24 protein-coding genes are annotated in these 21,532 nt (G+C 71.0%); 10 read left to right on the top strand and 14 right to left on the bottom strand.

Features of this window, described 5'->3' with window-relative positions; genetic code table 11:
• Positions 1-28: 28 nt before the first annotated feature.
• Both ACFXMF_RS21640 and ACFXMF_RS21635 read right to left on the bottom strand, forming a co-directional pair.
• On the bottom strand, positions 29-259 hold the full coding sequence (locus ACFXMF_RS21640; protein ID WP_380017961.1) for a ferredoxin: 231 nt from the start codon (positions 257-259) through the stop codon (positions 29-31).
• A gap of 81 nt (positions 260-340) precedes the next feature.
• Positions 341-1,804 carry an aldehyde dehydrogenase gene (locus ACFXMF_RS21635; RefSeq protein WP_360310286.1) on the bottom strand — a complete coding sequence of 488 codons (1,464 nt, stop codon included), beginning with the start codon at positions 1,802-1,804 and terminating at the stop codon, positions 341-343.
• Positions 1,805-2,115: 311 nt separating this feature from the next.
• Here ACFXMF_RS21635 and ACFXMF_RS21630 point away from each other — a divergent pair, with 311 nt between their 5' ends.
• Both ACFXMF_RS21630 and ACFXMF_RS21625 read left to right on the top strand, forming a co-directional pair.
• The gene (locus ACFXMF_RS21630; protein ID WP_360310288.1) at positions 2,116-3,156 is read left to right on the top strand and encodes an MBL fold metallo-hydrolase; all 1,041 of its coding nucleotides are present in this window, start codon (positions 2,116-2,118) and stop codon (positions 3,154-3,156) included.
• A gap of 156 nt (positions 3,157-3,312) precedes the next feature.
• The gene (locus ACFXMF_RS21625; protein ID WP_380020731.1) at positions 3,313-4,602 is read left to right on the top strand and encodes a prenyltransferase/squalene oxidase repeat-containing protein; all 1,290 of its coding nucleotides are present in this window, start codon (positions 3,313-3,315) and stop codon (positions 4,600-4,602) included.
• Positions 4,603-4,662: 60 nt separating this feature from the next.
• Here ACFXMF_RS21625 and ACFXMF_RS21620 read toward each other — a convergent pair whose 3' ends face one another.
• Together ACFXMF_RS21620 and adh are read right to left on the bottom strand one after the other, a co-directional pair.
• Positions 4,663-5,094: a DUF779 domain-containing protein gene (locus tag ACFXMF_RS21620; RefSeq protein ID WP_360310292.1), complete on the bottom strand. Its 432-nt coding sequence runs from the start codon at positions 5,092-5,094 to the stop codon at positions 4,663-4,665.
• A complete protein-coding gene (gene adh / locus ACFXMF_RS21615; RefSeq protein ID WP_380020728.1) occupies positions 5,094-6,611 on the bottom strand; it encodes an aldehyde dehydrogenase in 1,518 nt (505 codons plus the stop codon). The genes ACFXMF_RS21620 and adh overlap by 1 nt, the downstream gene beginning before the upstream one ends.
• Before the next feature lie 331 nt (positions 6,612-6,942).
• Here adh and ACFXMF_RS21610 point away from each other — a divergent pair, with 331 nt between their 5' ends.
• On the top strand, positions 6,943-9,237 hold the full coding sequence (locus tag ACFXMF_RS21610; RefSeq protein ID WP_380020726.1) for a collagenase: 2,295 nt from the start codon (positions 6,943-6,945) through the stop codon (positions 9,235-9,237).
• Between the two features lie 64 nt (positions 9,238-9,301).
• Here the strand turns inward: ACFXMF_RS21610 and ACFXMF_RS21605 are convergent, their stop codons facing one another.
• The gene (locus tag ACFXMF_RS21605) at positions 9,302-9,580 is read right to left on the bottom strand and encodes a hypothetical protein (RefSeq protein WP_360310298.1); all 279 of its coding nucleotides are present in this window, start codon (positions 9,578-9,580) and stop codon (positions 9,302-9,304) included.
• Between the two features lie 215 nt (positions 9,581-9,795).
• On the opposite strand from ACFXMF_RS21605, the gene ACFXMF_RS21600 reads away from it, so the two are divergent.
• Together ACFXMF_RS21600 and ACFXMF_RS21595 are read left to right on the top strand one after the other, a co-directional pair.
• Positions 9,796-10,116: an antibiotic biosynthesis monooxygenase gene (locus tag ACFXMF_RS21600; protein WP_360310300.1), complete on the top strand. Its 321-nt coding sequence runs from the start codon at positions 9,796-9,798 to the stop codon at positions 10,114-10,116.
• A 41-nt stretch (positions 10,117-10,157) separates the two neighbouring features.
• On the top strand, positions 10,158-10,370 hold the full coding sequence (locus tag ACFXMF_RS21595; protein WP_360310302.1) for a zinc ribbon domain-containing protein: 213 nt from the start codon (positions 10,158-10,160) through the stop codon (positions 10,368-10,370).
• An 82-nt stretch (positions 10,371-10,452) separates the two neighbouring features.
• Here the strand turns inward: ACFXMF_RS21595 and ACFXMF_RS21590 are convergent, their stop codons facing one another.
• Positions 10,453-11,097 carry a restriction endonuclease gene (locus ACFXMF_RS21590; RefSeq protein WP_360310304.1) on the bottom strand — a complete coding sequence of 215 codons (645 nt, stop codon included), beginning with the start codon at positions 11,095-11,097 and terminating at the stop codon, positions 10,453-10,455.
• Between the two features lie 217 nt (positions 11,098-11,314).
• The gene (locus ACFXMF_RS21585) at positions 11,315-12,136 is read right to left on the bottom strand and encodes an SDR family oxidoreductase (protein WP_360310306.1); all 822 of its coding nucleotides are present in this window, start codon (positions 12,134-12,136) and stop codon (positions 11,315-11,317) included.
• Between the two features lie 211 nt (positions 12,137-12,347).
• Between ACFXMF_RS21585 and ACFXMF_RS21580 the strand changes: the two genes are divergently transcribed.
• The 4 genes from ACFXMF_RS21580 to ACFXMF_RS21565 all read left to right on the top strand — a co-directional run bounded on the left by ACFXMF_RS21580 (position 12,348) and on the right by ACFXMF_RS21565 (position 15,030).
• Positions 12,348-12,653, top strand: coding sequence for a GNAT family N-acetyltransferase (locus ACFXMF_RS21580; protein ID WP_360310308.1), 306 nt, complete (start codon positions 12,348-12,350; stop codon positions 12,651-12,653).
• A 29-nt stretch (positions 12,654-12,682) separates the two neighbouring features.
• Entirely contained in the window at positions 12,683-13,216 is a 534-nt protein-coding gene (locus ACFXMF_RS21575; protein ID WP_379991441.1) for a hypothetical protein, read from the top strand.
• 11 nt (positions 13,217-13,227) lie between these two features.
• The gene (locus ACFXMF_RS21570) at positions 13,228-14,040 is read left to right on the top strand and encodes a serine hydrolase domain-containing protein (RefSeq protein WP_360310312.1); all 813 of its coding nucleotides are present in this window, start codon (positions 13,228-13,230) and stop codon (positions 14,038-14,040) included.
• Positions 14,041-14,169: 129 nt separating this feature from the next.
• The gene (locus ACFXMF_RS21565; RefSeq protein WP_379991442.1) at positions 14,170-15,030 is read left to right on the top strand and encodes a hypothetical protein; all 861 of its coding nucleotides are present in this window, start codon (positions 14,170-14,172) and stop codon (positions 15,028-15,030) included.
• 112 nt (positions 15,031-15,142) lie between these two features.
• Here ACFXMF_RS21565 and ACFXMF_RS21560 read toward each other — a convergent pair whose 3' ends face one another.
• Entirely contained in the window at positions 15,143-15,403 is a 261-nt protein-coding gene (locus ACFXMF_RS21560) for a hypothetical protein (RefSeq protein ID WP_020554669.1), read from the bottom strand.
• Positions 15,404-15,675: 272 nt separating this feature from the next.
• Here ACFXMF_RS21560 and trxA point away from each other — a divergent pair, with 272 nt between their 5' ends.
• On the top strand, positions 15,676-16,047 hold the full coding sequence (trxA, locus tag ACFXMF_RS21555) for a thioredoxin (protein WP_360310316.1): 372 nt from the start codon (positions 15,676-15,678) through the stop codon (positions 16,045-16,047).
• A 349-nt stretch (positions 16,048-16,396) separates the two neighbouring features.
• Here the strand turns inward: trxA and ACFXMF_RS21550 are convergent, their stop codons facing one another.
• The 6 genes from ACFXMF_RS21550 to ACFXMF_RS21525 all read right to left on the bottom strand — a co-directional run bounded on the left by ACFXMF_RS21550 (position 16,397) and on the right by ACFXMF_RS21525 (position 21,166).
• Positions 16,397-17,563 (bottom strand): PrsW family intramembrane metalloprotease, encoded by a 1,167-nt coding sequence (locus ACFXMF_RS21550; protein ID WP_379991443.1) that lies wholly within the window; start codon positions 17,561-17,563, stop codon positions 16,397-16,399.
• Entirely contained in the window at positions 17,560-18,147 is a 588-nt protein-coding gene (locus ACFXMF_RS21545; RefSeq protein WP_360310320.1) for a hypothetical protein, read from the bottom strand. Before ACFXMF_RS21545 ends, ACFXMF_RS21550 begins: the two co-directional genes overlap by 4 nt.
• A gap of 152 nt (positions 18,148-18,299) precedes the next feature.
• Complete coding sequence (locus ACFXMF_RS21540; RefSeq protein WP_360310322.1) at positions 18,300-18,755, bottom strand: tellurite resistance TerB family protein; 456 nt, start codon at positions 18,753-18,755, stop codon at positions 18,300-18,302.
• Positions 18,756-18,927: 172 nt separating this feature from the next.
• Entirely contained in the window at positions 18,928-19,188 is a 261-nt protein-coding gene (locus tag ACFXMF_RS21535) for a hypothetical protein (RefSeq protein WP_380017956.1), read from the bottom strand.
• Positions 19,185-20,141 (bottom strand): hypothetical protein, encoded by a 957-nt coding sequence (locus tag ACFXMF_RS21530; protein ID WP_379991444.1) that lies wholly within the window; start codon positions 20,139-20,141, stop codon positions 19,185-19,187. The genes ACFXMF_RS21535 and ACFXMF_RS21530 overlap by 4 nt, the downstream gene beginning before the upstream one ends.
• A complete protein-coding gene (locus ACFXMF_RS21525) occupies positions 20,111-21,166 on the bottom strand; it encodes an Ig-like domain-containing protein (protein ID WP_379991445.1) in 1,056 nt (351 codons plus the stop codon). Before ACFXMF_RS21525 ends, ACFXMF_RS21530 begins: the two co-directional genes overlap by 31 nt.
• Between the last annotated feature and the right edge of the window lie 366 nt (positions 21,167-21,532).

Here is a 21,532-nt window from a genome sequence, read left to right as displayed (position 1 = left end):
ACCCGCCCCGGCGTCGCAGCCGCCTCGCCTAGTCCGGCGGAAAAACGACCTTGCCCGAGCCCACCTCGATGATCGAGATCGCCTCGACCGGGCAGCTCTCGGCCGCCTCCAGGATCGCGTCCGAGGCGTCCATCTCCTCGGCCCTGGGATGCGACTGCCGACCCGCGTCCAGCTTGAAATCGGTCGGGGCGCTGCCGATGCACATGCCCGAACCGATACAGACGCCTCTGTCGACCTCGACGCGCCAGCGATCACCCATCAGGAACACCTCTTCTTGGCTCGGCCTCGCGGGGCCTGGAACCGCCGGCCCACCCGTGCTTGGGCGGGCCGGCGGCGACGGTCAGATCTGCGCGTCGTAGCCCGCGGGCAACGCGATCGACTTGGCCTCGGTGTACGCGCCCAGGCCCTCGATGCCGAACTCGCGGCCGATGCCGGAGTTCTTGAAGCCGCCGAACGGGCCGAAGAAGTCCAGGCCGAACGTGTTCACCGAGTAGGTGCCGGTACGGATCCGGCGGGCGACGTCGATGCCCTTCTCGGTGTCGTTGGTCCACACGCTGCCGGACAGCCCGAAGTCCGAGTCGTTGGCCAGCGCGATCGCGTGCTCCTCGTCGTCGTAGGCGATCAGCGCGACGACCGGGCCGAAGACCTCCTCCTGGGCGATCCGCATCGCGTTGTCCACGTCGCCGAACAGCGTGGGCTCGACGTACCAGCCCTTCTCCAGCGCCTCGGGCCGACCGCCGCCGGCGAGCAGCTTGGCGCCCTCCTCCTGGGCGATCCGGATGTAGTCGAACGAACGCTGCTGCTGCCGCTTGGCCACCAGCGGGCCGACCTGGGTGTCGGCCGCCATCGGGTCGCCGACCTTGAGCTCGCCGACCCACGCGGTGAAGCGCTCGGCGATCTCGTCGTAGCGGCTGCGCGGAGCCAGGATGCGGGTCTGCGCGACGCACGCCTGGCCGTTGTTCATGTACGAGTTGGGCAGCAGCGTCGTGGCGGTGTGCTCCAGGTCGGCGTCCGGCAGGATGATCGCCGCCGACTTGCCGCCCAGTTCCAGGGTGACCCGGGTGAGGTTGCGCGCGGCGACCTCCATGATGCGCTTGCCCGCGCCGACCGAGCCGGTGAACGCGACCTTGTCGATGCCGGGGTGGCCGACCAGGTACTCGCTGACCTCGCGGTCGGCGGCGACGATGCTCAGCACGCCGTCCGGGAGGCCGGCCTCCCGGCAGATCTCGGCCAGGATGTACGAGTCGAGCGGGGTCTCCGGGGACGGCTTGAGCACGATCGTGCAGCCGGCCGCGATCGCCGGCGCCAACTTGGCGGCGGTGACGAACTGCGGGACGTTCCACGGCACCACGGCGGCCACCACGCCGACCGGCTCGCGGCGGATCAGCAGCGGGTTGAGCAGGCCGGCCCGCTTCTCCTCCCACTGGTAGTCGCGGGCGATCTTGGCCACCGTGTCGTAGATCATCCCGGCGCCGATGGCCTGCGCGAACAGGCCCCAGCCGACCGGCGAACCGTTCTGCGAGCCGACCACCTCGGCGATCTCCTGCGAACGCGTCATGAAGCCGTCGCGGATCTTCTCCAGGATGGTGATCCGCTCGTCCAACGACATCCGCGGCCACGGGCCCTCTTCGAACGCCTTGCGCGCGGCGGCCACCGCGGCGTCCACGTCCGCGGTCGAGGCGTGCGGAACACGCGCGATGACCTCTTCGGTGTGGGGCGAGACGACCTCGATCGTGTCCTTGCCAATCGGGTCCACCAGCTTGCCGCCGATGACCAGTTGGCTGTGCTCCACGATATCCGTCATCACGGTCCTCCTCGGTGCGGGCGTGCACACACGCTGCGCGATACAGGGGCTTGCGGGCTATGAGCAGAACTCTGACTAGAACAGATATCAGTTTGCCGATGAGGGAACAACGCATTCGGGGCTCGAATGAGACTGGAGTCTCATCGGCTGACAGGTAAGGATCGTACGTGTCGGATCTCGATCTGACGACCCCTCAAGTCACCCGTGCGGTGGTGTATGAGAGAACGTGTTCTATGGTGATCAACGAAGCCGGGCGGGCATCCGGCCTTCGGCTGGCGCCACTTCGAGAACCGTCGAGAAGGAGGCCGCCCGTGACCACCGCGCCCGACCGCCCCATCCCACCCGCTCCCCGTGTCGCCGATCTGGGCAACGGAGTGTGGACCGTCCCGGTTCCGATCCCGAACAATCCGCTCGGTTGCACGCTCGTCTATGTGCTGGAAACCGACGCGGGACCGGTCCTGGTCGACTCGGGCTGGGACGACCCGGTCTCCTACCGGGCCCTGGTCGACGGCCTGGTCGAGGTCGGCACCTCGATCGAGGACGTGCACGGCGTCCTGGTCACCCACGCGCACCCCGACCACCACGGGTTGTCCGAGAAGGTGCGCGAGGTCTCCGGCGCCTGGGTCGCGCTGCACGCGGCGGACGCCGAGCAGGTCGAGCAGATCAACAGCGCGCCGCGCGCCGCGTGGCTGCGGCACCACCTGGAGGTGCTCACCCTCGCGGGCGCACCGCAGGAGGCCCTGGACGCGCTCACCGGCCTGCGCACCGCCGCGGCCGGCAACCGCCCGCGCCTGCACTACGCGGTGCCGGACCGCGAGTTGGTGCACGGCGAGCTCGCGCCCGTGCCCGGCCGCACGGTGCGCACGGTGTGGACGCCCGGCCACACGCCCGGCCACGTCTGCCTGCACCTGGAGGGCGGCGACGGGCGGTTGCTCTCCGGCGACCACCTGCTGCCCTCGATCACGCCGCACATCGGACTCTACGACGATGCCGAGGAGGCCGACCCGCTGGGCGACTTCCTGGCCTCGCTGACACGTGTCGCGCGGTTGCCGATCACCGGCGTGCTGCCCGCGCACGAACACGCCTTCGCGGACGCCGCGGGCCGGGCGGCGGAGGTGGCCGCGTTGCACGAGGTGCGGCTCGCGGCACTGCACACCCGGCTGCGCGCGGCGTCGCTGACCCTGTGGCAGATCGCCGAGGGCATGGACTGGAACCGGCCGTGGGCGCGGTTGGGCGCGCAGAATCGGCAACTGGCCCTCAGCGAGGCCGCCGCGCACCTGCGTCACCTGGTCAAGCGCGGGCGGGCGACGGCCGAGTCCGGTGCCGACCCCGTGCGCTATACGGCCGTGTGACGCTCGGGGCCCGCGGGACGCCCGGGTAGGGTGGCGAGGACTCTCGACAGTCGCCCCGCGGTGCGATCCGTGGGGCGCGGTGCGATCCGCACAGCGTTCAGCGAAAGGCCATGCATGCCCTCCCCCCGACGTCGCGGGCGCGCCGCGGCGGCCTCCGTGCTCACGACGGCACTGTTGTGCTCGGTCTGGACGGGGGGTGTGGCCGGCGCCGCGCCGACGCCGCCGCCGCCCGGCGGTGCGCTCGGGGCGGGCATGGGCGCCTCGGCGCCGCCCACGACCATCTCCGGGTCCACCGTCCGGCCGATAGTGGCGCTCTCGCCCGTTCCGGCCCGCAAGGCGCAGTCCGGCCCCGTGCCGCCCGCGCTGTACGGGAAGAGCGATCCGAGCGCGGACGGGGTCTACCGGCAGTCGCTGGCGATCCTGGCGCTGGCCTCGACCGACAGCACGCCGGCCCCGACCGCGATCGAGTGGCTGCTCGGACAGCAGTGCGCGGACGGCGGCTTCACCGCCTACCGCGCCGATCCGGCCGCGCCGTGCGACGCCGATCGGGAGGACACCGTCGCCACGGCGACCGCGATGGAGGCGTTGCGCGCGCTGCGTACGTACGACACGCGGGTCGCCCGAGGGGGCGACTGGCTCCGGTCCAAGCAACTCCCGGACGGCTCGTTCGCGGCCGTCCCCGGTCCGAACGCGATCGGCGATCCGACCGCGACGGCGGCGGCGATCAGCGCGATCGTCACCGCCGGCCGCTCGCCGGAGTTGCTCAAGTCGCCGCAGGGCCGCACGCCGACCGACGCGCTCAGGGCCGCCCAGTTGGGCTGCACCGCGCCGGAGCCGGACCGGGGCGCGTTCGCGGCGGGCCCGGGGGCACCGGTCGACCCGCTGCTGAGTGGCCGCTCGGTGCTCGCGCTCGGCTACGGGACCCAACCGGCGGTCCCCGCACCCTCGATCGCGATCACGCCGCTGGTGTGCCCCGGCGCCGAGCCGAACCGGCAGGCGGCGGCGCAGGGCGGCGCGGCGTGGCTGATCGCCAAGCTGAAGGCGGGCGGCAACCACATCGGTGGGCCGACCGACTTCGATGCCACGGTGGCCGCGGTGCAGGCGCTGTCGGCGACCGGGCACCCGGCCGAGGCGGGCGCGGCGGCCGACTGGCTGGCCGCCGGCGCCAAGACGATGGCGGGCAACGACCCGGTCCGGCTCGCGTCGCTGATCCTGGCGGCCGTGGCGACGAACCGCACGGTGACCACGTTCGGCGGCCTGGATCTGCCGAACCTGCTCGCGGCCACCGGCCCGGCCGCGACGCCGACCGCGGACATGACCAATCAGAGCAATCTGATCGACGGCCCGGAGGACCACACGCTGCGGGACACGGTGGGCGCGGTGATCGCGGTGCTGCTGGCCGCCACCTTGATCCTGGGCATGCGGCGGGGTCGCCGCGAGGACTGAGCGCCTGCCGGAACGGGGGCGGCCCGGCCGGGCCGCCCCCGTTCCGGTGTCCGGGTCCGCTCAGTGCCTGCGGCCCGGCGTCACCTCGTGCGTCTCCAGTCGGCGTGCCTCGTCGTCGGTGAACACCCGGGAGCGGATCAGGAATCGCCTGCCGGTGGGCGCCTCGACCGAGAATCCGCCGCCCCGCCCGGGCACCACGTCCACGGTCAGGTGGGTGTGCCGCCAGTACTCGTACTGCGCCGCGGACATGTAGAACGGCTGCTCCGCGACCCAGCCCAGCAACACGTCGGCGTCGCCGACCAGGAACTCCCCGCGCGGGTAGCACATCGGCGACGACCCGTCGCAACATCCGCCCGACTGGTGGAACAACAACGGCCCGTGTTCGGCCGCGAGTTCGGCCACCAGGTCGGCGGCGGCCGCGGTGATCGCGACCTTCTCCACCGAACCGGCCCACCCCTCGGGCCCGCTCGGCGTCCGCACCGGTTCGTCCATCAGAAGAATCCGAGCTTCTTCGCCGAGTAACTGACCAGCATGTTCTTGGTGTTCTGGTAGTGGCCGAGCATCATCCGGTGGTTCTCCCGACCCATGCCGGACGCCTTGTATCCGCCGAACGCCGCGTGCGCGGGGTAGGCGTGGTAGCAGTTGGTCCACACCCGGCCGGCCTTGATCTCCCGGCCGAACCGGTAGGCCCGCGTCGCGTCCCGGGTCCACACGCCCGCGCCCAGGCCGTACAGCGTGTCGTTGGCGATCCGCAGCGCCTCGGCGTCGTCGCGGAAGGTGGTCACCGAGACCACCGGGCCGAAGATCTCCTCCTGGAAGATCCGCATGTCGTTGCTGCCCTTGAAGATGGTCGGCTCGACGTAGTAGCCGTCCTCGAAGCCCTCGACCACCTTGCGCCCGCCGCCGGTCAGGATCTCGGCGCCCTCCTGCCGGCCGATGTCGAGGTAGGAGAGGATCTTCTCCAACTGGTCGTTGGACGCCTGCGCGCCGACCATGGTCGCCGGATCGAGCGGGTTGCCCTGCACGATCGCCCGGGTGCGCGCCAACGCGCGCTCGATGAACCGGTCGTAGATCGACTCGTGGATCAGCGCCCGGGACGGACAGGTACAGACCCCGCCCTGGTTGAGCGCGAACATCACGAATCCCTCGATCGCCTTGTCGAAGAAGTCGTCGTCCTGGTCGGCCACGTCGGCGAAGAAGATGTTCGGGCTCTTGCCGCCGAGTTCGACGGTCACCGGGATGATGTTCTGCGAGGCGTACTGCAGGATGAGCCGACCGGTGGTGGTCTCGCCGGTGAAGGCGACCTTGGCCACCCGGTTGCTGCTCGCGAGCGGCTTGCCGGCCTCGAAGCCGAAGCCGTTGATCACGTTGAGCACGCCGGGCGGCAGCAGGTCGGCGATCAGTTCGATCAGCACCAGGATGCTCACCGGGGTCTGCTCGGCGGGCTTGAGCACCACGCAGTTCCCGGCCGCGAGCGCCGGTGCGAGCTTCCACGTGGCCATCAGCAGCGGGAAGTTCCACGGGATGATCTGCGCCACCACGCCGAGCGGCTCGTGGAAGTGGTACGCGACGGTGTCCTCGTCGAGCTGCGAGATGGAGCCCTCCTGGGCCCGGATCACCCCGGCGAAGTAGCGGAAGTGGTCTATCGCCAGCGGCAGATCGGCGGCCAATGTCTCGCGGACCGGCTTGCCGTTCTCCCACGACTCGGTGACCGCGAGGCGTTCGAGGTTCTGCTCGATGCGATCGGCGATCCGCAGCAGGATCAGCGACCGCTCGGTGACGCTGGTCCGTCCCCACGCGTCGGCGGCGGCGTGTGCGGCGTCCAGCGCGAGTTCGACGTCCTCGGCGGTGGAGCGGGCCACCTCGCAGAACGGCTGTCCGGTCACGGGGGTGATGTCGTCGAAGTACCGGCCCTGCACGGGCGGCACCCACTTGCCCCCGATGTAGTTGTCGTACCGGGGTTCGAAGGTGACGATGCTGTCCGGTTGGCCGGGCTGACTGTAGACCACGCGAGCCTCCGCTTCCGTTGCCGTGCAGTGGGCATGACGGACCATCAGCGGCATTCACCCGGGCCGTGCCGCGGCTCGGGGCGCCTGCGGCCGACGCTAGTCGCTCGGGAGCCGGCGGTCACGGGTTCGCCGGGGGAATACCCGCTTCCGGCGCAGTGGTCGGTCGCCGATTCAACGCGCATTCATCTGGATGTCACGTGTGACATATGCCATTGTACTCGTCGTCGTGTTCTCACCGTGGACCACCGACCGTGGTCCACCCGTGCCCGAAGGGCCGTACATGAGTGCTCACGTACGCCGGAGAAAGTGGTTTGCCACAAGCGTTCCCCTCTTGGCGCTGGCCGTCGCGGTACTGCCGATCGCAGTACCGGCGGCGGCCTCGGCCGCCCCCGTCCCGAGCGCGAACTCGCGGGTCGGGCAAGCGAACACGGCGACGGCGGCCGATCCGGGCGACGAGGTCGACCGGATCGGCTCGCCGCTCTCACTCGGCCCCGACCGAGGTCCGGGGCCGGCCGACGCAAGCAACGCCGAGGCACCCGGCCGAGGCCCGTCCCCGGCGGACCTCCCGCTCGGCCCGCCCGCGCACCAGCGCGCCACGACCGCCGCCGCGGTGCCGGGGTGCACCCTCGCCGAGTTCTCCGCACTGTCCCCACCGGCGCTGGTCGACTTCCTCACCCGCGCCGACGTCGGACCCGATTGCCTGCGCGGCTTCCTGTGGACCTATACGCCCGAGTTGGGCCGGGTGCTGACGCCGGCTCACCTCCAGGCGGTACTGGCCCGAATCACCGCGCTGGCGCCCGGTTACGACGGCACCAACGCGTCGCACCTGTACGAACTCTGGTACTTCACGCACGCCGCGCTCTATCTCGACTGGGACAACCCGGCGATCGACCTGCGCGGACCGGCGGTGGTGGCGGCGATCAACACGGCGGCCGACGCCTTCCGCGCCGGGCCGCACGCGTTCGACGTCACCCCCACCTCGGGCGCGCTGCTGCGCGAGGTGCTGATCAGCGCCGACGTCGACGGCGTCCGTCAGCACCAACTGCCGCTGCTTACCCGGGTGTTCCGGGACATGGACGGCAGCACCAACGCCTGGCAGAGCCCGAACCGCCCGGCCGCCACGCTGGCCGCGCAGAACATCGCCTACCACGGCATCTACAACCACGACGCGGGCTTCATCGCCGCCGTGCAGGCCGATCCGGCGTACCGGGCCGGGCTCAAGGCATTCGTCGGCTACCGGCACCTGAACACGCCGGGCACGTCGGGGCTGCTGCGCAACGGCGTGCTGGAGTACGGCCGACTCGGGCAGATCGGGAGCCTGACCGCGGAGACCGTGGCCGGCCTGGGCACGCTGCTCACCGACACGGAGGGTTGGTACGGCCGGTTCTCCGTGCCGTGGAGCGAGGTCGCGCACTGGCTGGAGAACTACGGCAGTTGCCATGCCGCGGGCGTGTGTCGGGCCGACGTCGAGGCGATGGTCTTCCCGAACACGTACACCTACGACCTGGGCGACATCGAGGTGCACACGTCCCTCGACCGGGCCACCGTCGAGCAGTTGTACTACGCGTCCAAGCAGGTCAAGGAGCAGTTCTTCCGCACGATCGGCAGCGACCTGCCGCTCGCCGGCGACCCGAACCACAAGCTGACGGTCCGGCTCTACGCGAGCATGGCCGACTACCACACCTACCAGCCGTTCCTGTACGGCTACTCGACCGGCAACGGCGGGTTGTACATCGAGGAGGGCGCGACCTTCTACACGTACCAGCGCGTCGTGCCGCGTGATTCCCTCCTCCAGTTGGAGGAGTTGTTCCGCCACGAGTACACCCACTACCTCAACGGCCGCTGGGCGGTGCCCGGTTCGTTCGGCCAGGGACCCTGGTACGCGGAGAACCGGACGACGGCCTTCGACGAGGGCATGGCCGAATACCTGGCCGGCTCGACCCGTGACCAGGGCGTGAAACTGCGCAAGTCACTGGTCACCAAGGTGATCTCGGACGTGCAGAAGTACGGCAGCCGACCCACCGTCCGCGAGACCCTGCACTTCGAGTACGACGACGACGGCTACTTCTTCCGCTACTACGCCTACTCCGGTTCGTTCTTCTCGATGCTCGGCCGCGACCACCCCGACCTGCTCACCGAGATGTACACCCACCTGCGCGGCAACGACGTGGCCGGCTACGACGCCTTCCTGGACCGGGTCAGCGGACCGACCTTCCAGGCCGAGTTCGACACCTACCTCGACCGGCAGATCGCCGGCGTGGACAACCTGATCGTCCCGGTGGCCACCTACACCCCGACCGCCCGACTCTCGGCGACCGGGCCCGACTACATCCGCCAGGTCTTCCGCCAGGCCACCGCCAACGACCCGACCTCGTGCACCGCGACCCGGGAAGCCCAGCCGCGCTTCACCTGCAAGGGCTCGATCACCGCGAACATCGGCTCGACCGACCCCGGCCGCATGCACAAGGACATGGCCGCCACGGTCGACTACTTCATCCTCACCCGCGCCGGCGCGGCCCTGAACAACCTCGCCGACATGAACTGCCACTTCGCCCCACCGGTCCCCTGGCCCAACACCCTCGCCGCCACCTCCCCCTACACCTGCGAAGGCCCCCTCCGCCCCTGACCACACCCCCGATCGACGGCCCCGAGCGCTGCCCACCCCGCGCCCGGGGCCGTCCCACGCCCGATCAGGTGGAGGCGGTCCCGGACTGCTTCAAGCCGTCATAGGCGGCCCTGAGGTCGGCGGCCTCCGGCATACGGCGGCCCTCGACCACCTTCACGACGTCGAGCACCCGCCAGTGGCCGGACGGCACGACCCTGCGCGAGGAGATGGCGCGTCGGGCTGCGTCGCACGCCTCGTCGATTTTGCCGACGCCAAGCAGAATCAAGGCCGGGTCGAGATGCGCGACTGCGGCCCGGCGCACCAATTTTCCTTCCGGCTCCTTCGGTGCGAGCCGAGCAATCACCTCTCCGGCGTATTCCTCGGCAGCCGGATCTCCGAGCGTACGTCTCGCGCGACAAACCCGGACGCGCGGATGCCCGACCCTCCTGGGCGGTCGCTTGGATGGCCACCGGGGAACCCCGGGGCCTGGCACGACCGTTCCGAATGACCGGCAATCCTTGAGCCGGCGCCACACCGGGCGGGGGCGGCACGCCGGCGCGTGTCGGGCACACTGGGGTCATGTCTGTGGTGAAGATCAACGCGCTGACCGTACCCGCCGAGATGCGGGAGACCCTGGAGCAGCGATTCGCGTCGCGCGCCGGGATGGTGGACTCGCAGGACGGCTTCGAGTGGTTCGAGCTGCTGCGCCCGGTCGAAGGGACCGACAAGTACCTCGTCTACACCCGCTGGCGCAGCGAGGAGGACTTCAAGGCGTGGATGGCCGGGAACATGCAGGCCGCCCACGCACAGGGCGACGGCGCCGAGCGCCCCAAGCCCGCCTCCACCGACTCGGCCCTGTGGTCCTTCGAGGTCGTGCAAAGCAACGGCCCGAAAGCCTGACCCGCTCCGCCGACGCCTGCCCCGGTACTAGCCTTGGCGCCATGCCTCGCTATGACTACCGCTGCCGCGCCTGTGGACTCACCTACGAACTCAACCGCCCGATGTCGGCGGCGAACGACCCCGCCACCTGCCCGGACGGCCACACCGACAGCACAAAGCTCCTGTCGACCGTCGCCGTGGCAACGGGCGCCTCCGCCCCCAGCACGGGCGGCGGAGGCGGCGGAGGCTGCTGCGGCGGAGGTTGCTGCGCCTGACCTTCGGCCCGACCGACACATCGCGCCGAAGCCCTCGACGATCGGCACCGCCCGGCGGTAGGACCCACCGGGTGGACCACGCCTACGCGGCCAGGACCTCCGGGATCTCCTTGTCGCATTCCCAGTGGGCGAGGGCCGAGCGGTCGAGGAGGATCACCCCGGCGCCGGCCGCGAGGGCTTCGGCCTTGGTGGAGAAGCAGCCCGCCGTGGTCGCCAGGAGCAGTGGCCCCGGCCGCTTCGTGTCCGGGCCGGCGGCGAGCGCGGATACGAAGTCCTCGACCACCCCGCCCGCCACCGGGCCCGGGCCCTCCGCGCTGCGGCAGCGGAGCAGGGCCGGGGTGCCGTCGCCGCGCCTGGCGTGGATGTCCACCGCGTACGCGTCCTCGACCACGCGCACCGTCTCGACCTCGGCCAGCCCGTCCCGCTCGCACAGTTCGGCCACGTGCTCGGCCAGCCGGGTCGGGTCCATCCGGTCCAGGCGGGCCTTCGCGTCCCGCAGCGCGGTGTCGTCGCAATATTCGGCCGACTCCCCGGCCCGAGGCCGATATCCGACCAGCCAGATGACCGAACCGAGCACCGCCGCGGCCGCGACGTAGACCACCATCATGGCGTCGGACTGGTCGAACCGAAGACCCTCGAGGACGAACCAGATCCCGACGGCGAGGAGTTCGAGCCCGGCGACCAGGATGGCCAGATTGAGGTAGGCCCTCACCCTCGTACGTGCCATGTCCGTCGTCCCCCCGGTGACGCTTCGGCCGGTCGTGCACGTGGTCGTACTCATCGTCGTATTCGTGGTCGTGCTCGTGTCGTTCACGCCGTCCCGATCCGATCGGCGCGACCGACTCGGTCGGTCACACCATCGTTCCCCTATTGCTGTCCCGACGTTTGGGACACCTGCTCGGTTCCCGCCCCGAACAACAACCGGACACCCTACGAAATGCCACTCACGCACCATCCGGCAGGTTGGTCCACCCGCGACCGTCCGCCTTGCCGTACCAACCGCTCGCGGCGGTCGTACCGCCGTCCACCGGGATCAGATGACCCGTCACATACGACGATGCGGCACTCGCCAGGAAGAGCACAACCTTCGCGTAGTCATCGGGTTCGCCGAATCGCGCCATCGGCACCCACGAACCGATCAACTCGGGGTCACGGTCCCGCAATTTCGCCTCATATGTCGTCTGCGGCGTGTTCGCCATGTCCGGCGCGATCGCGTTGACCCGGACCCCCTTGCGCGCCACGTCCACCGCGAGGCTCTTGGTGAACGCGATGATCGCCGCGTTGTAGGCGGAGTACACCGGGCAGCCCGGGATGCCCCGCAGCGCCTCGACGGTGGACACGTTCACGATGCTTCCCGAGCCACGCTCGATCATCTGCGGCAGCACCGCGTGGGTGACCCGCAACACATGCTCGAAGTTGATCGCGTGCAGCGCCCGCCACTGCTCCTCCGTGCTGCGCAGGAAGGTGGTCGAGGGCCGATAGTCGCCGACGTTGTTCACGAGTACGTCCGCGCCGCCCGCCGCCGCGGCGGCGTCCCGCAGCCGTTCCACGGTGGCCGACTCGCGAATGTCGCCGAGCACCACCCGCACCCGGCCGCCGGCCGCCTCGATGTCCTTTCGGGCCTGCTCGGCCCAATCCGCGTCGATGTCGTTCAGCACCACGAGCGCACCCGCTCGGGCCAGCAGCCGGGAGACCCCGCCGCCGATGCCCGCGCCGCCTCCGGTGACGACCGCGACCTGACCGGCGAGGGGTTCGGGATCAAGCATGGATGGTGCCTCCTCGGCGAATGTGACGATGCGTCAGATCTGCGCATGCTCTCCCAGGTCGCCCACGAGGTCAACGGCGGTGCCCCGGCAAACGATCACCGGAGTGCCGATCGACGCGGTCGCGACCCGCCCCGGTATACGTTCGAATGGATTCGAGAGACCGACGGGTCGGCACCGGCCGACCCCCACACCGACGCAGACGAGGGATCACATGGACATCACGGTCGAGGACGTCCCGGCACAGAACCGCTTCGAGGCCCGGATCGACGGCGACCTGGCCGGCTTCGCCGACTACATGACCACCGACGTGCTGATCGTGTTCACCCACACGGAGGTGGACCCGAGGTTCGAGGGCAAGGGCGTCGGCAGCGCACTCGTCCGCGGGGCACTCGATCGGGTACGCACCGGCAATCGCAAGGTCCTGCCGCTGTGCCCCTTCGTCAAGACCTGGATCGGCAGGCACCCCGACTACTTCGACCTCGTCTACGACGCCCCGCCGAGCAAGGTCACCGACTGACCCCGCACCCACGAGGCCATCATGTGCGGATGACCTCGCTGCTCTTCGTCTGCACCGGCAACGCCACCCGCTCGGTGATCGCGGGCGAGCTCGCCCGGACGGCCCGACCCGATTGGCCGGTGGCCACGGCCGGCACCTTCGTGGTCGAGGGCCTGGCGATCAGCTGGCGCACCCGCAGCGCCCTGGCCGAACTGGGCCTGCGGGCGCCCGGACACCGCAGCACCCAACTCACCGACGCGCACGTGGCCGCCGCCGACCTGGTGATCACCCAGGAGTACCAACAGGTCCAGTACATCCGTCGGCACCACCCGCACGGCGCCGCCCGCACCGCGACGCTCAAACGCCTGGTCCGCGACCTGCCCGCCGCCGGCCCGACGGACCGACCCCTGGCCCCTCGGCTCGCCGGGCTCGACCTCGCCTCGGTCGAACTCGAACCGGACTGGGAGGACGTGGTCGACCCGGGCGGCGGCGAGGTCGCCGATTTCGTCGCGTGTGCGCACGAACTGGCCGCCCTGATGCATGATCTGCTCCCTCGGTTGGGCGCCCGCGTGGGCTCACCGTAGGCTCGACTCCCGTGAACAGCCTGCGCATGATCGACACCTGGCCCGTCGGGAAGGCCGCTGCCGCCGTGATCACCCGGGACGGGGTGGTCAAGGGTGAGCACGGCCCGGTGGACGAGCCGTTCCGACTCGCCTCGGTGACCAAGTTGCTCACCGCGTACGCGGCGCTCGCCGCGATCGAGGAGGGCGCGATCGATCCCGGCGACGCGGCCGGCCCACCGGGATCCACGATCCGCCACCTCCAGGCGCACACCTCGGGCCTGGCCTTCGACGAGGACCGCGTCCTCGCCGGGCCCGGTCGCAAGCGCATCTACTCGAACACCGGCTTCAACCTGCTCGGGGCCACCATCGAGAAGGCGTGCGACATCCCGTTCGGCGAGTACGTCCGCCAGGCGGTCTTCGCGCCGCTGGGCATGACCGAGACCACGATCGGCGACTCCCCCGCGGCCGGCGGCATCTCCACCGTGCGCGACCTGAGCCGGTTCGCGGCCGAGCTGCTCGCCCCGCGCCTGCTCGCCCCGGAGACGGTGCGCGAGGCCACCGGTGTGGTCTTCCCCGGCCTGGACGGCGTACTGCCGGGCTACGGCACCCGGCGGCCCAACGACTGGGGGCTGGGCTTCGAGATCCGCGGCCACAAGTCGCCACACTGGACCGGGACCACCAACTCGCCCGCGACCTATGGCCACTTCGGCGCGTGCGGCACGTTCCTGTGGGTGGACCCGGAGCTGGACGCGGCCTGTGTGTGCCTGACGGACCGCGAGTTCGGCCCGTGGGCCGCCCAGGTCTGGCCGGTGCTCAACGACGCCGTGGTCGCCGAACTGCGCTGATCCGCCGATCCGGCCAACCGGGCGTCCCGGAGCGGCAGTTCGCTGCGGGGCGGCGGCCGCACGCCGAGTCACCCCTTCGCCCCGCCCGTCCTGCGCCGACCCGGACCCGGCGGCGCATACCGTCGAACCGTGTTGTTCTCCGTGCTCGCGGCGCTCGCCGCCGCGCTCTGTTACGGCGTCGCGACCGTATTCCAGGCCCTGGGCGCGCGGCGCACCGCGAGCGCGAGCGGGCTCGACCCCAGGGTCCTGGTCCGGGCCCTGGGGCAATGGCCCTTCGTCCTCGGCATCGGACTCGATCTGGCCGGGTACGTCTGCCAGTTCGTCGCGCTGCGCGAGCTGCCGATCTTCGCCGTCGAGGCCGCCCAGTCGGCCAACCTCGCGGTCACCGCGGTGCTGGCCGTCCCGGTCCTGGGCGCCCGATTGCACAGCCGCGAGTGGGGCGCCGTCGCCGCCGTCTGCGCGGGCCTGGCCCTGCTCGGCGTCTCCGCGGGACACGAGGGGCCCGCACACACCCACGCCGCCTTCCGCTGGTCGCTCCTGGGCTGCGTCGCGCTGCTGGGCCTGGCCGGGTGGGGCTGCGCGCGAGCGGGCGAACCCTGGCGCTCACGCCTGCTCGGCCTGCTCTCCGGACTCGGCTTCGGCCTGATCGCGCTGGCCACGCGCGTGCTCACCGACCTGTCCCCGGCCGCGCTGCTTCGCGACCCGGCCGCCTACGCGCTGCTCCTGGGCGCCGCACTGACCTTCCTGCTGTACACGGTCGCGCTGCAGAGCGGCGCGGTCACCTCGGTGGCCGCCGCACTCGTGGTCGGCGAGACCGTGCTGCCCGCCGGCGTCGGCCTGCTCTTCCTCGGCGACCACAGCCGCCCCGGCCCGTACGTCCCGCTCGCCCTGGCCGGCTTCGTGCTGGCCGTGGCCGGCGCGATCGCCCTGTCCCGATTCGCCGAGGGCGAGCCCGACGGCGCCCACCCGCCCGACGAGTCGAATCCGTAGGGCCGGGCGAGCCACCACATGCCGACGGCTCCCGCCGACCGTGCGACGGGAGCCGATCCGAGCCGATCCGAGCCGAGACACCACGACCGGGCGGCGCCCGATCGCGGCCCGATCACTCCTCGGGTTCGATGATCTGGTAGTCCAGCTCACCGATCGAGTGCGCCAGTTCGGCCGGGGTGTACACGGCACCGTCGTAGACGAACGCGGGCTCGATCGCGGTCTCGGTCAGCCCCTCGGCGCTGGTGTCGAGCACGACGATGGCCCAGCCGATGACGGGGCACAGAACGGCCTCTTCGCCGGCCTTGGTCACCTCGACGTCCCAGCCGGGTTCGGCCGGGGCGAGACTGACGACGCTGCGGCGGGTGTAGCGCATGGCGGGACTCCTCGGCTGCACGGAAACCGGCGTTCGGCACCGGTCCGAACAAGCCTATGGTGCGGGTGTGACGGCTGGGATCACGGGGCGTACACAGCCGTATCGTCCGCGGCCCCGGCAGCTCCCGACGGACCCCGCCGCCTCGGCGCCGACTCGTGACCCGCTCCCGGAGTCGCTCGGTCGAGCCGGGGAAGGAGTCCAGGAATGCCCGCGCCCCCGCGCCTGTTGACAGGCACGTACCGCCGGACAGGCAACACACGGGGCACGAACGTTTGGGAGGACGCATGGCCACGGTCGCACTGACCAAGGAGAACTTCGAAGAGGTCGTATCCGGCGACGGGCTGACCGTGCTCGATTTCTGGGCGTCGTGGTGCGGGCCCTGCCGGTCGTTCGCGCCGACCTTCGAAAAGGTCTCGGAGGCGACCCCCGACGTGGTGTTCGCCAAGGTGGACACCGAGGCGGAAACCGATCTCGCGCAGGCGTTCTCGATCCAGTCCATCCCGACCGTGATGCTGGTCCGGGACGGCGTCGTGGTGTTCTCGCAGCCGGGCGCGCTCCCGGAGGCCGCACTCGTCGACCTGATCAAGCAGGCGCAGGGCCTGGACATGGACGAGGTCAAGCGCAAGATAGCCGCCCAGGGCTGACCCTCGCGCCCCGGCCGCGTCGGTGGCGGCCCGCGGCAGTGGGTCCGTAACAGCGCGGACAAGTAAATCGCCGACAGCCCGGAAGCCCGTCGGACCGATGTCCGGCGGGCTTCCGTGTCGCCTGCTCCAGGTGACCGAGTCGTCGAACCGGGTCACCGACCCGCCCGGCCGCGCAACCACGACGCACGACGAGGCGGTCGAGAGGGGCCCATCCACTTCTCGCGGATCCTGATTGCGCGGTGCGCGGCCCGATCTCGACCGCTCCTCCGCGTCTATCCGTATCGGACCCCTCTCGCTCCCTCAAGTAGAACTCCACCGCCGCGAACTTGCAAAGGCTCCCCGCACACCCTCACGGCCCCGGTGCCGCGCCGGGTGCGTCCGGGCCGGCCGGCCGGCCACCGGTCCGGGTCCCGCGCAGGTGCGAACGCAGGGTCGCGATCTCCACACGCAGGTCCTCGGCCGGCGGTCGGGACGGCGGGTCCGCGCGTGCGATTCGGGCGGCCACGAGCGCGAGTTGGGCATCCTCGATCTCGCCGATCAGCACCCGCGTCGCGCGGGGACGCGGGCCGCCCCGGGCCTGTCGGCGACCGCGTCGGCGCGGCAACAACGCGGCCTCCTCCGGGCGGATCGCACCGGTCGCCGCCTCCTCGGCGGCCACCTCGCGGAACCGGGCCAGATAGTGCCGGCGGGCGGAGCGGTAGACCAACAGCGCGATCACCAGGTTCACCACGACCTTCAGCACCGTGCCGCGCCACCCGGGCAGGACCGGCGCGTTGAAGAGCCAGTGCATCCCCATCGCCGTCCCCCAGCAGCCGAGCGCGACCACCACCCGTCGGCCGAGCGGTCGACCGTCGCGGGCGACCAGGTAGCCGATACCGGTGCCGGCCACCGCACTCATCGCCCAGTGCGAACCCCACCCGGTGATCCCCACGCGCAGTACGAACGACGCGTTCACGGACGCGCCGGGGTCGGTCGCACCGTCCAACAGGATGGCGTTCAGCGCGTACAGCAGGTTCTCCACCACCTGGAAGCCCAGGCCGACCAGCGCCCCGTACACCCACCCGTCGATCGGCGCGCGGATCACGCGCGAGGCGATCAGCGCGAGCATCAGCACGCCGCACACCTTGAGCGTCTCCTCGTTGAACGGCGCGGTCGACGCGGCGCCCCACGCGTCGGCGAAGTCGACGCCCAGGGTCTTGGCCCAGATCCCGCCGAGCCCGCTGTTGGCCGGGATCGCGCACCCGGTCGCGGCGGTCATCCCCCAGCCGACGCAGACGAGCGAGGCCGCGTGCCCGGGCGCGACGACGGGTCGGATCCGCCGGGGCAACAGATAGCCCACGCCCAGGGTGAGCAGAAGCAGAAAGCCCGCGAGCGCGGCCGCCGCCGGGAACACCCGCACCACGTCGAGGTACTCGTAACCGATCACCGCGAGGCCGAACAGGCACCCGAGCAGCGCCACCGTCCCGGCGATCGGCGCCGGACGCTCGCCGGCCGGCCGGACCGGGACAGCGCTCACGCGGCCTCCTCGGTGAACGTCAGCGACCGCAGCACGTCCCGCACCGGCAACCATTGCGGGTCGGTGGTCCGTGCCGGCGCGAGCGCGAGCAGCCGGATCGCGAACGCGTCCTCGGGGCCCGGATAGATCACCGCCCGCCCGGTGTCGCCGCCCCGGATCAGCGTGCCGGCCATGCCCTGCGCCCCGGCGTCGGCGATCAACGGCGCCGGCGGACCGAGCCGGGCATGCGGGTCGCCGACCCGGATCGTCCTGCGCAGCCCGCTCCACAACGCGTCCGCGTCCTCGGCCCGGGGCAGTGAGATGTATGCGATCGACAGGTCCACGTCGCCGTGCCGCAGTACGAACACCCGCGAGGGCGTGGTCGCCGCCTGGTCCAACGTCCACCCGGAGCCGACCCGAAACCACGCGCGGTGCCCGTCCGGCCCGACCCGGAACACCGTGCCCGTCGTGATCCGCTCGTCCCCGGAGATCCACGACCCGATCAGCGGCCACCCGCCGGCGAGCAGTACCAACACGGCGGCAACCGCGAGCGGCCCCCACCAGCGAGCCCGCCGCGGCCCGGAACGCATGCGGGCGTCGGTCATGTCTCCAACGTCCGACGGGCCCCCCGATTCCGCCCGACGAACATCGGCCGTCGGGCGGAATCGATCCCTCGAAAGGGTTGACGGGTGCGCACGCCCCGCCGGCGAACCCACCCGGAATCAGGGTCCGAGCGGAATCGGGGGCCCGACCTGAATCAGAGCCCGAACTCGACCGGCGCGAGGTCGAGTGCGAAGCACGCGTCCCGCACGACGGCCTGCTCCGTCTTGTCGAAGTGGCCGTCGGCGCCGCCGATAACGATGCCGATCTGGACCACCGCACGCGCCTCGGTCGGCTTCTTCTTGACCTTCGCGATGTCCTGGAGCAGGGACACCTTGCCCAGCTCGAAGTCGGCGGTGAGCTTGGCCAGGTATGCCTCGAAACGCTGCTCCAGGTCGCTCGCGGCGAAGTTGCGCAACACGTCGTTGGTGGTGATCAGCGTGGTGACCCGCTGCCGCTCGGCCGGGTCGATCGAGCCGTCGGCCGCGGCCACCAGCGCACAGATCGCCATGCTCGCGTCCCGGAAGCCACCACTCTTCAACTCGTTCTTCTTCGCCTCCAGTTGCCCCTGCATCGTCTGGGCCGACTGCTTGAACTTGTCCCACAGAGCCATCGGAGTCCTCTGTCTCTCGCACACGCAGGTACGCTTCGAGCCGTTGATCTACAGACTCGTAGAAGATACCTCTCCCCCACGAGGGTTGCAGAATCCATTCGGCAATCCACCGGCGCCGCGCCGGACGACCGACCCGACGGCCGACCGCCGACCGATCCGGCCGGCGGCGCGCTCACACCCCGCCCAGCGTCGCGGCGAAGGTCCGGTTGTAGCTGTCGGTGGAGGCGAATTCGAGCGTCCCGTCGGCCACGATCGACAGGACCACGTCGTTGCGCGTGCAGAAGCCGAAGTTGTCCGGCCGAATGCCGCCGCCCGGCACGATCCGACCCCTGGTGTATTCCTTCAGGCTCATCGGCGCCTCGCACATCACCGAGTTGTAGCGGTTCATGTACGTGACCCGGCCGACCGGATCGCCGATCCGACCCTTGCTCATCGTGACCACGATCTTGAGCGGCACATTGGGGTCCTCGGTCGCCGGAAGGATCCCCTCCCACTTGTGCGCCAACTCGATCGGCAGTTCCAGCGGTGCCGAGACCTGCGGCTCCGGCGCCTTTCGCGCGGCCGGCTTGTCCTCAGCGGGTACTTCCACCACCATCCGCGCCGGCTCCCGCTCGGCCGCGCCGGGCCCGCCGGTGTCGACTCCGGGGCGAGTCGAGTCCCCTGCTCCCCCGCCACGCGCGTGGGCTCCGCGCCCGCCACCCGGGTCGGTGCGAGATCGGCGGCCGGCTCCGGCTCGGTCTCGATCTCCAGCAGGTCCACCGCCCGCCGGGCCATCACCTCCACCACGCCGCCCGGCAGCCAACCGGGCCCGAACAACACGCGCGGGTTCCCGTCGGGAGCGAGCGCCGCGACGATCTGCTCCGGGGTCGGGCGCTGCTCCGGGTCCTTGTGCAGGCACGCCTCGATCACCGGGTGCATCGAGTAGGGCACCCGGGACAGGTTCGGCTCGTGGCCGATCACCCGGTACATGTGCGCCCCTCGCCGAACGGCCCGACGCCGGTCGCCGCGTGCACGAGCACCGAACCGAGCGAGAACACGTCGCCGGCCGGCCTCCCGGCCGTCGGCCTGCTCCGGCGACATGAACGCGGGCGACCCGACGAACACCCCGGTGGTGGTCAGCGCGGTGGCGTCGGCGGCCCGGGCGATCCCGAAGCCGATCACCCGAGGACCGTCCAGCGTGAGCAGCACGTTGGAGGGCTTGAGGTCGCGATGCACCAGCCGAACCTCGTGCACGGTCACCAGCGCGGCGGCGAGCCCGGCGCCCAGCGCCCGGACCGCCTCCTCGGACAGCGGTCCGTGCGTCCGGACCGCCTCGCGCAGCGAGATCGGTTCGGGAGCGGTTCGGCGGTCGGGGGTCAGCCCGCCAGGGCGCTCTTGGCCTTCCACTGGTCGTAGGTCAGCTGCCAGTTGCCGAAGCCGTTGCCGGGCTCGGTGGCCTCGGTGTTGGACGAGCCCTTGACCACGACCGGGTCGCCGACCTGGACCCGGTTGTAGAACCACTCGGCGTCCGGGATGGTCATCCCGACGCAGCCGTGGCTGGTGTTGGCGACGCCGATGTTGGCGGTGTTCCAGTCGGCCGAGTGGAAGAAGGTGCCCGACGAGGTGAAGTGCACCACCCACGGGACGTCCGGGAGCTTGTAGCTGTCGCCGAGGCCGACCGTGGTCGAGTCGAGCGTCTCCTTGGCGTTCTTGTTCAGGATCACGTGCGTGCCGCCGCGGGTGGGGAACTCGCTCGAACCGGCCGACATCTTGAGCGTCTTGACCGCGACGCCGTCCTCGACCACGGTCAGCCGCTTCTTGGTGATGTCCACCTCGACGACCCGGTTCGTGCCGACCGTGAAGGTGCTCTCGTAGTCGCGGGCGAAGTAGGTGCCCGGAGCGCTGGCCACACCCGCCAGGTTCGCGTTCAGAGTGACCTTCGTACCACTGGGCCAGAACTCGCGCGGCCGCCAGTCGACCCGGTCCTTGCCGGACTGGTCCTTGGTCCAGCCCCACGAGCCCTCGACGTTCGTGCTCGTGGCCACCTTGAGGTTGCGCTCGACCTCGGCCTTGTCCTTGACCGCGTGGTCGAACATGATCGACACCGGCTGGCCGACGCCGAACGTGCCGCCGTTGGCCGGTCGCAGTGTGACCTTGTTCACGATGTCGGCCTTGAGGGTGCCGAACCGGGTGGTGGCCGAGGACTCCGCCCCCTTCTTGCCGCGCGTGGTGGCGGTCACCGTGTAGGCCGCGCCCGGCACGGTCCGGGTGGTCGAGGTCCAGGTCCGGCCGTCCGGCGCCACCGTGCCCTCCAGCGCCCGGTTGTCCGCGTCCACCACGCGCACCGAGGCCAGCGTGCCGGCGTCCGCGGTCACCGTGACCGGCTTGCCCGGCGCCACGCCCTGGGTGCCGTCCGCCGGATCCACGCTCACCCGCGCCGGTGTGTCCTTCGCCTCATTCTCGTCCGAGCCCGGCTTCGCCTGTGCCGCGTCCGACTTCGCCGCTTTGTCGGCCCCTCCCGAGCCACATCCCGCAAGCAGTACGGCAGCCGCCGCCAACGGCAGCGCAACCACACGAATTCCCTTGCGGGAGCCGGATATCAGGGGCTTTCGCACGTGCTGACCTCACGAATCTGGACGACCGGGAATCGTTCAACAGTAACAATGCGGAGCAATTCCCCATGCCCGGGCGGGGTGTGACGGTGTCGACACCGCCTGGATGCAACCGCCAAGCCCGGCACGGCACGAAGCCGCGCCCGGGAAAGAAATCCCGGCGCGGCATCGGAGTTGGTATTCCAG

The sequence above is a fragment of the Embleya sp. NPDC059213 genome (assembly GCF_042754445.1).
Taxonomy (GTDB): Bacteria; Actinomycetota; Actinomycetes; order Streptomycetales; family Streptomycetaceae; genus Embleya.
Note: the sequence above shows the minus strand (reverse complement) of the source record. Positions and strands in the feature narration are given on the sequence as shown.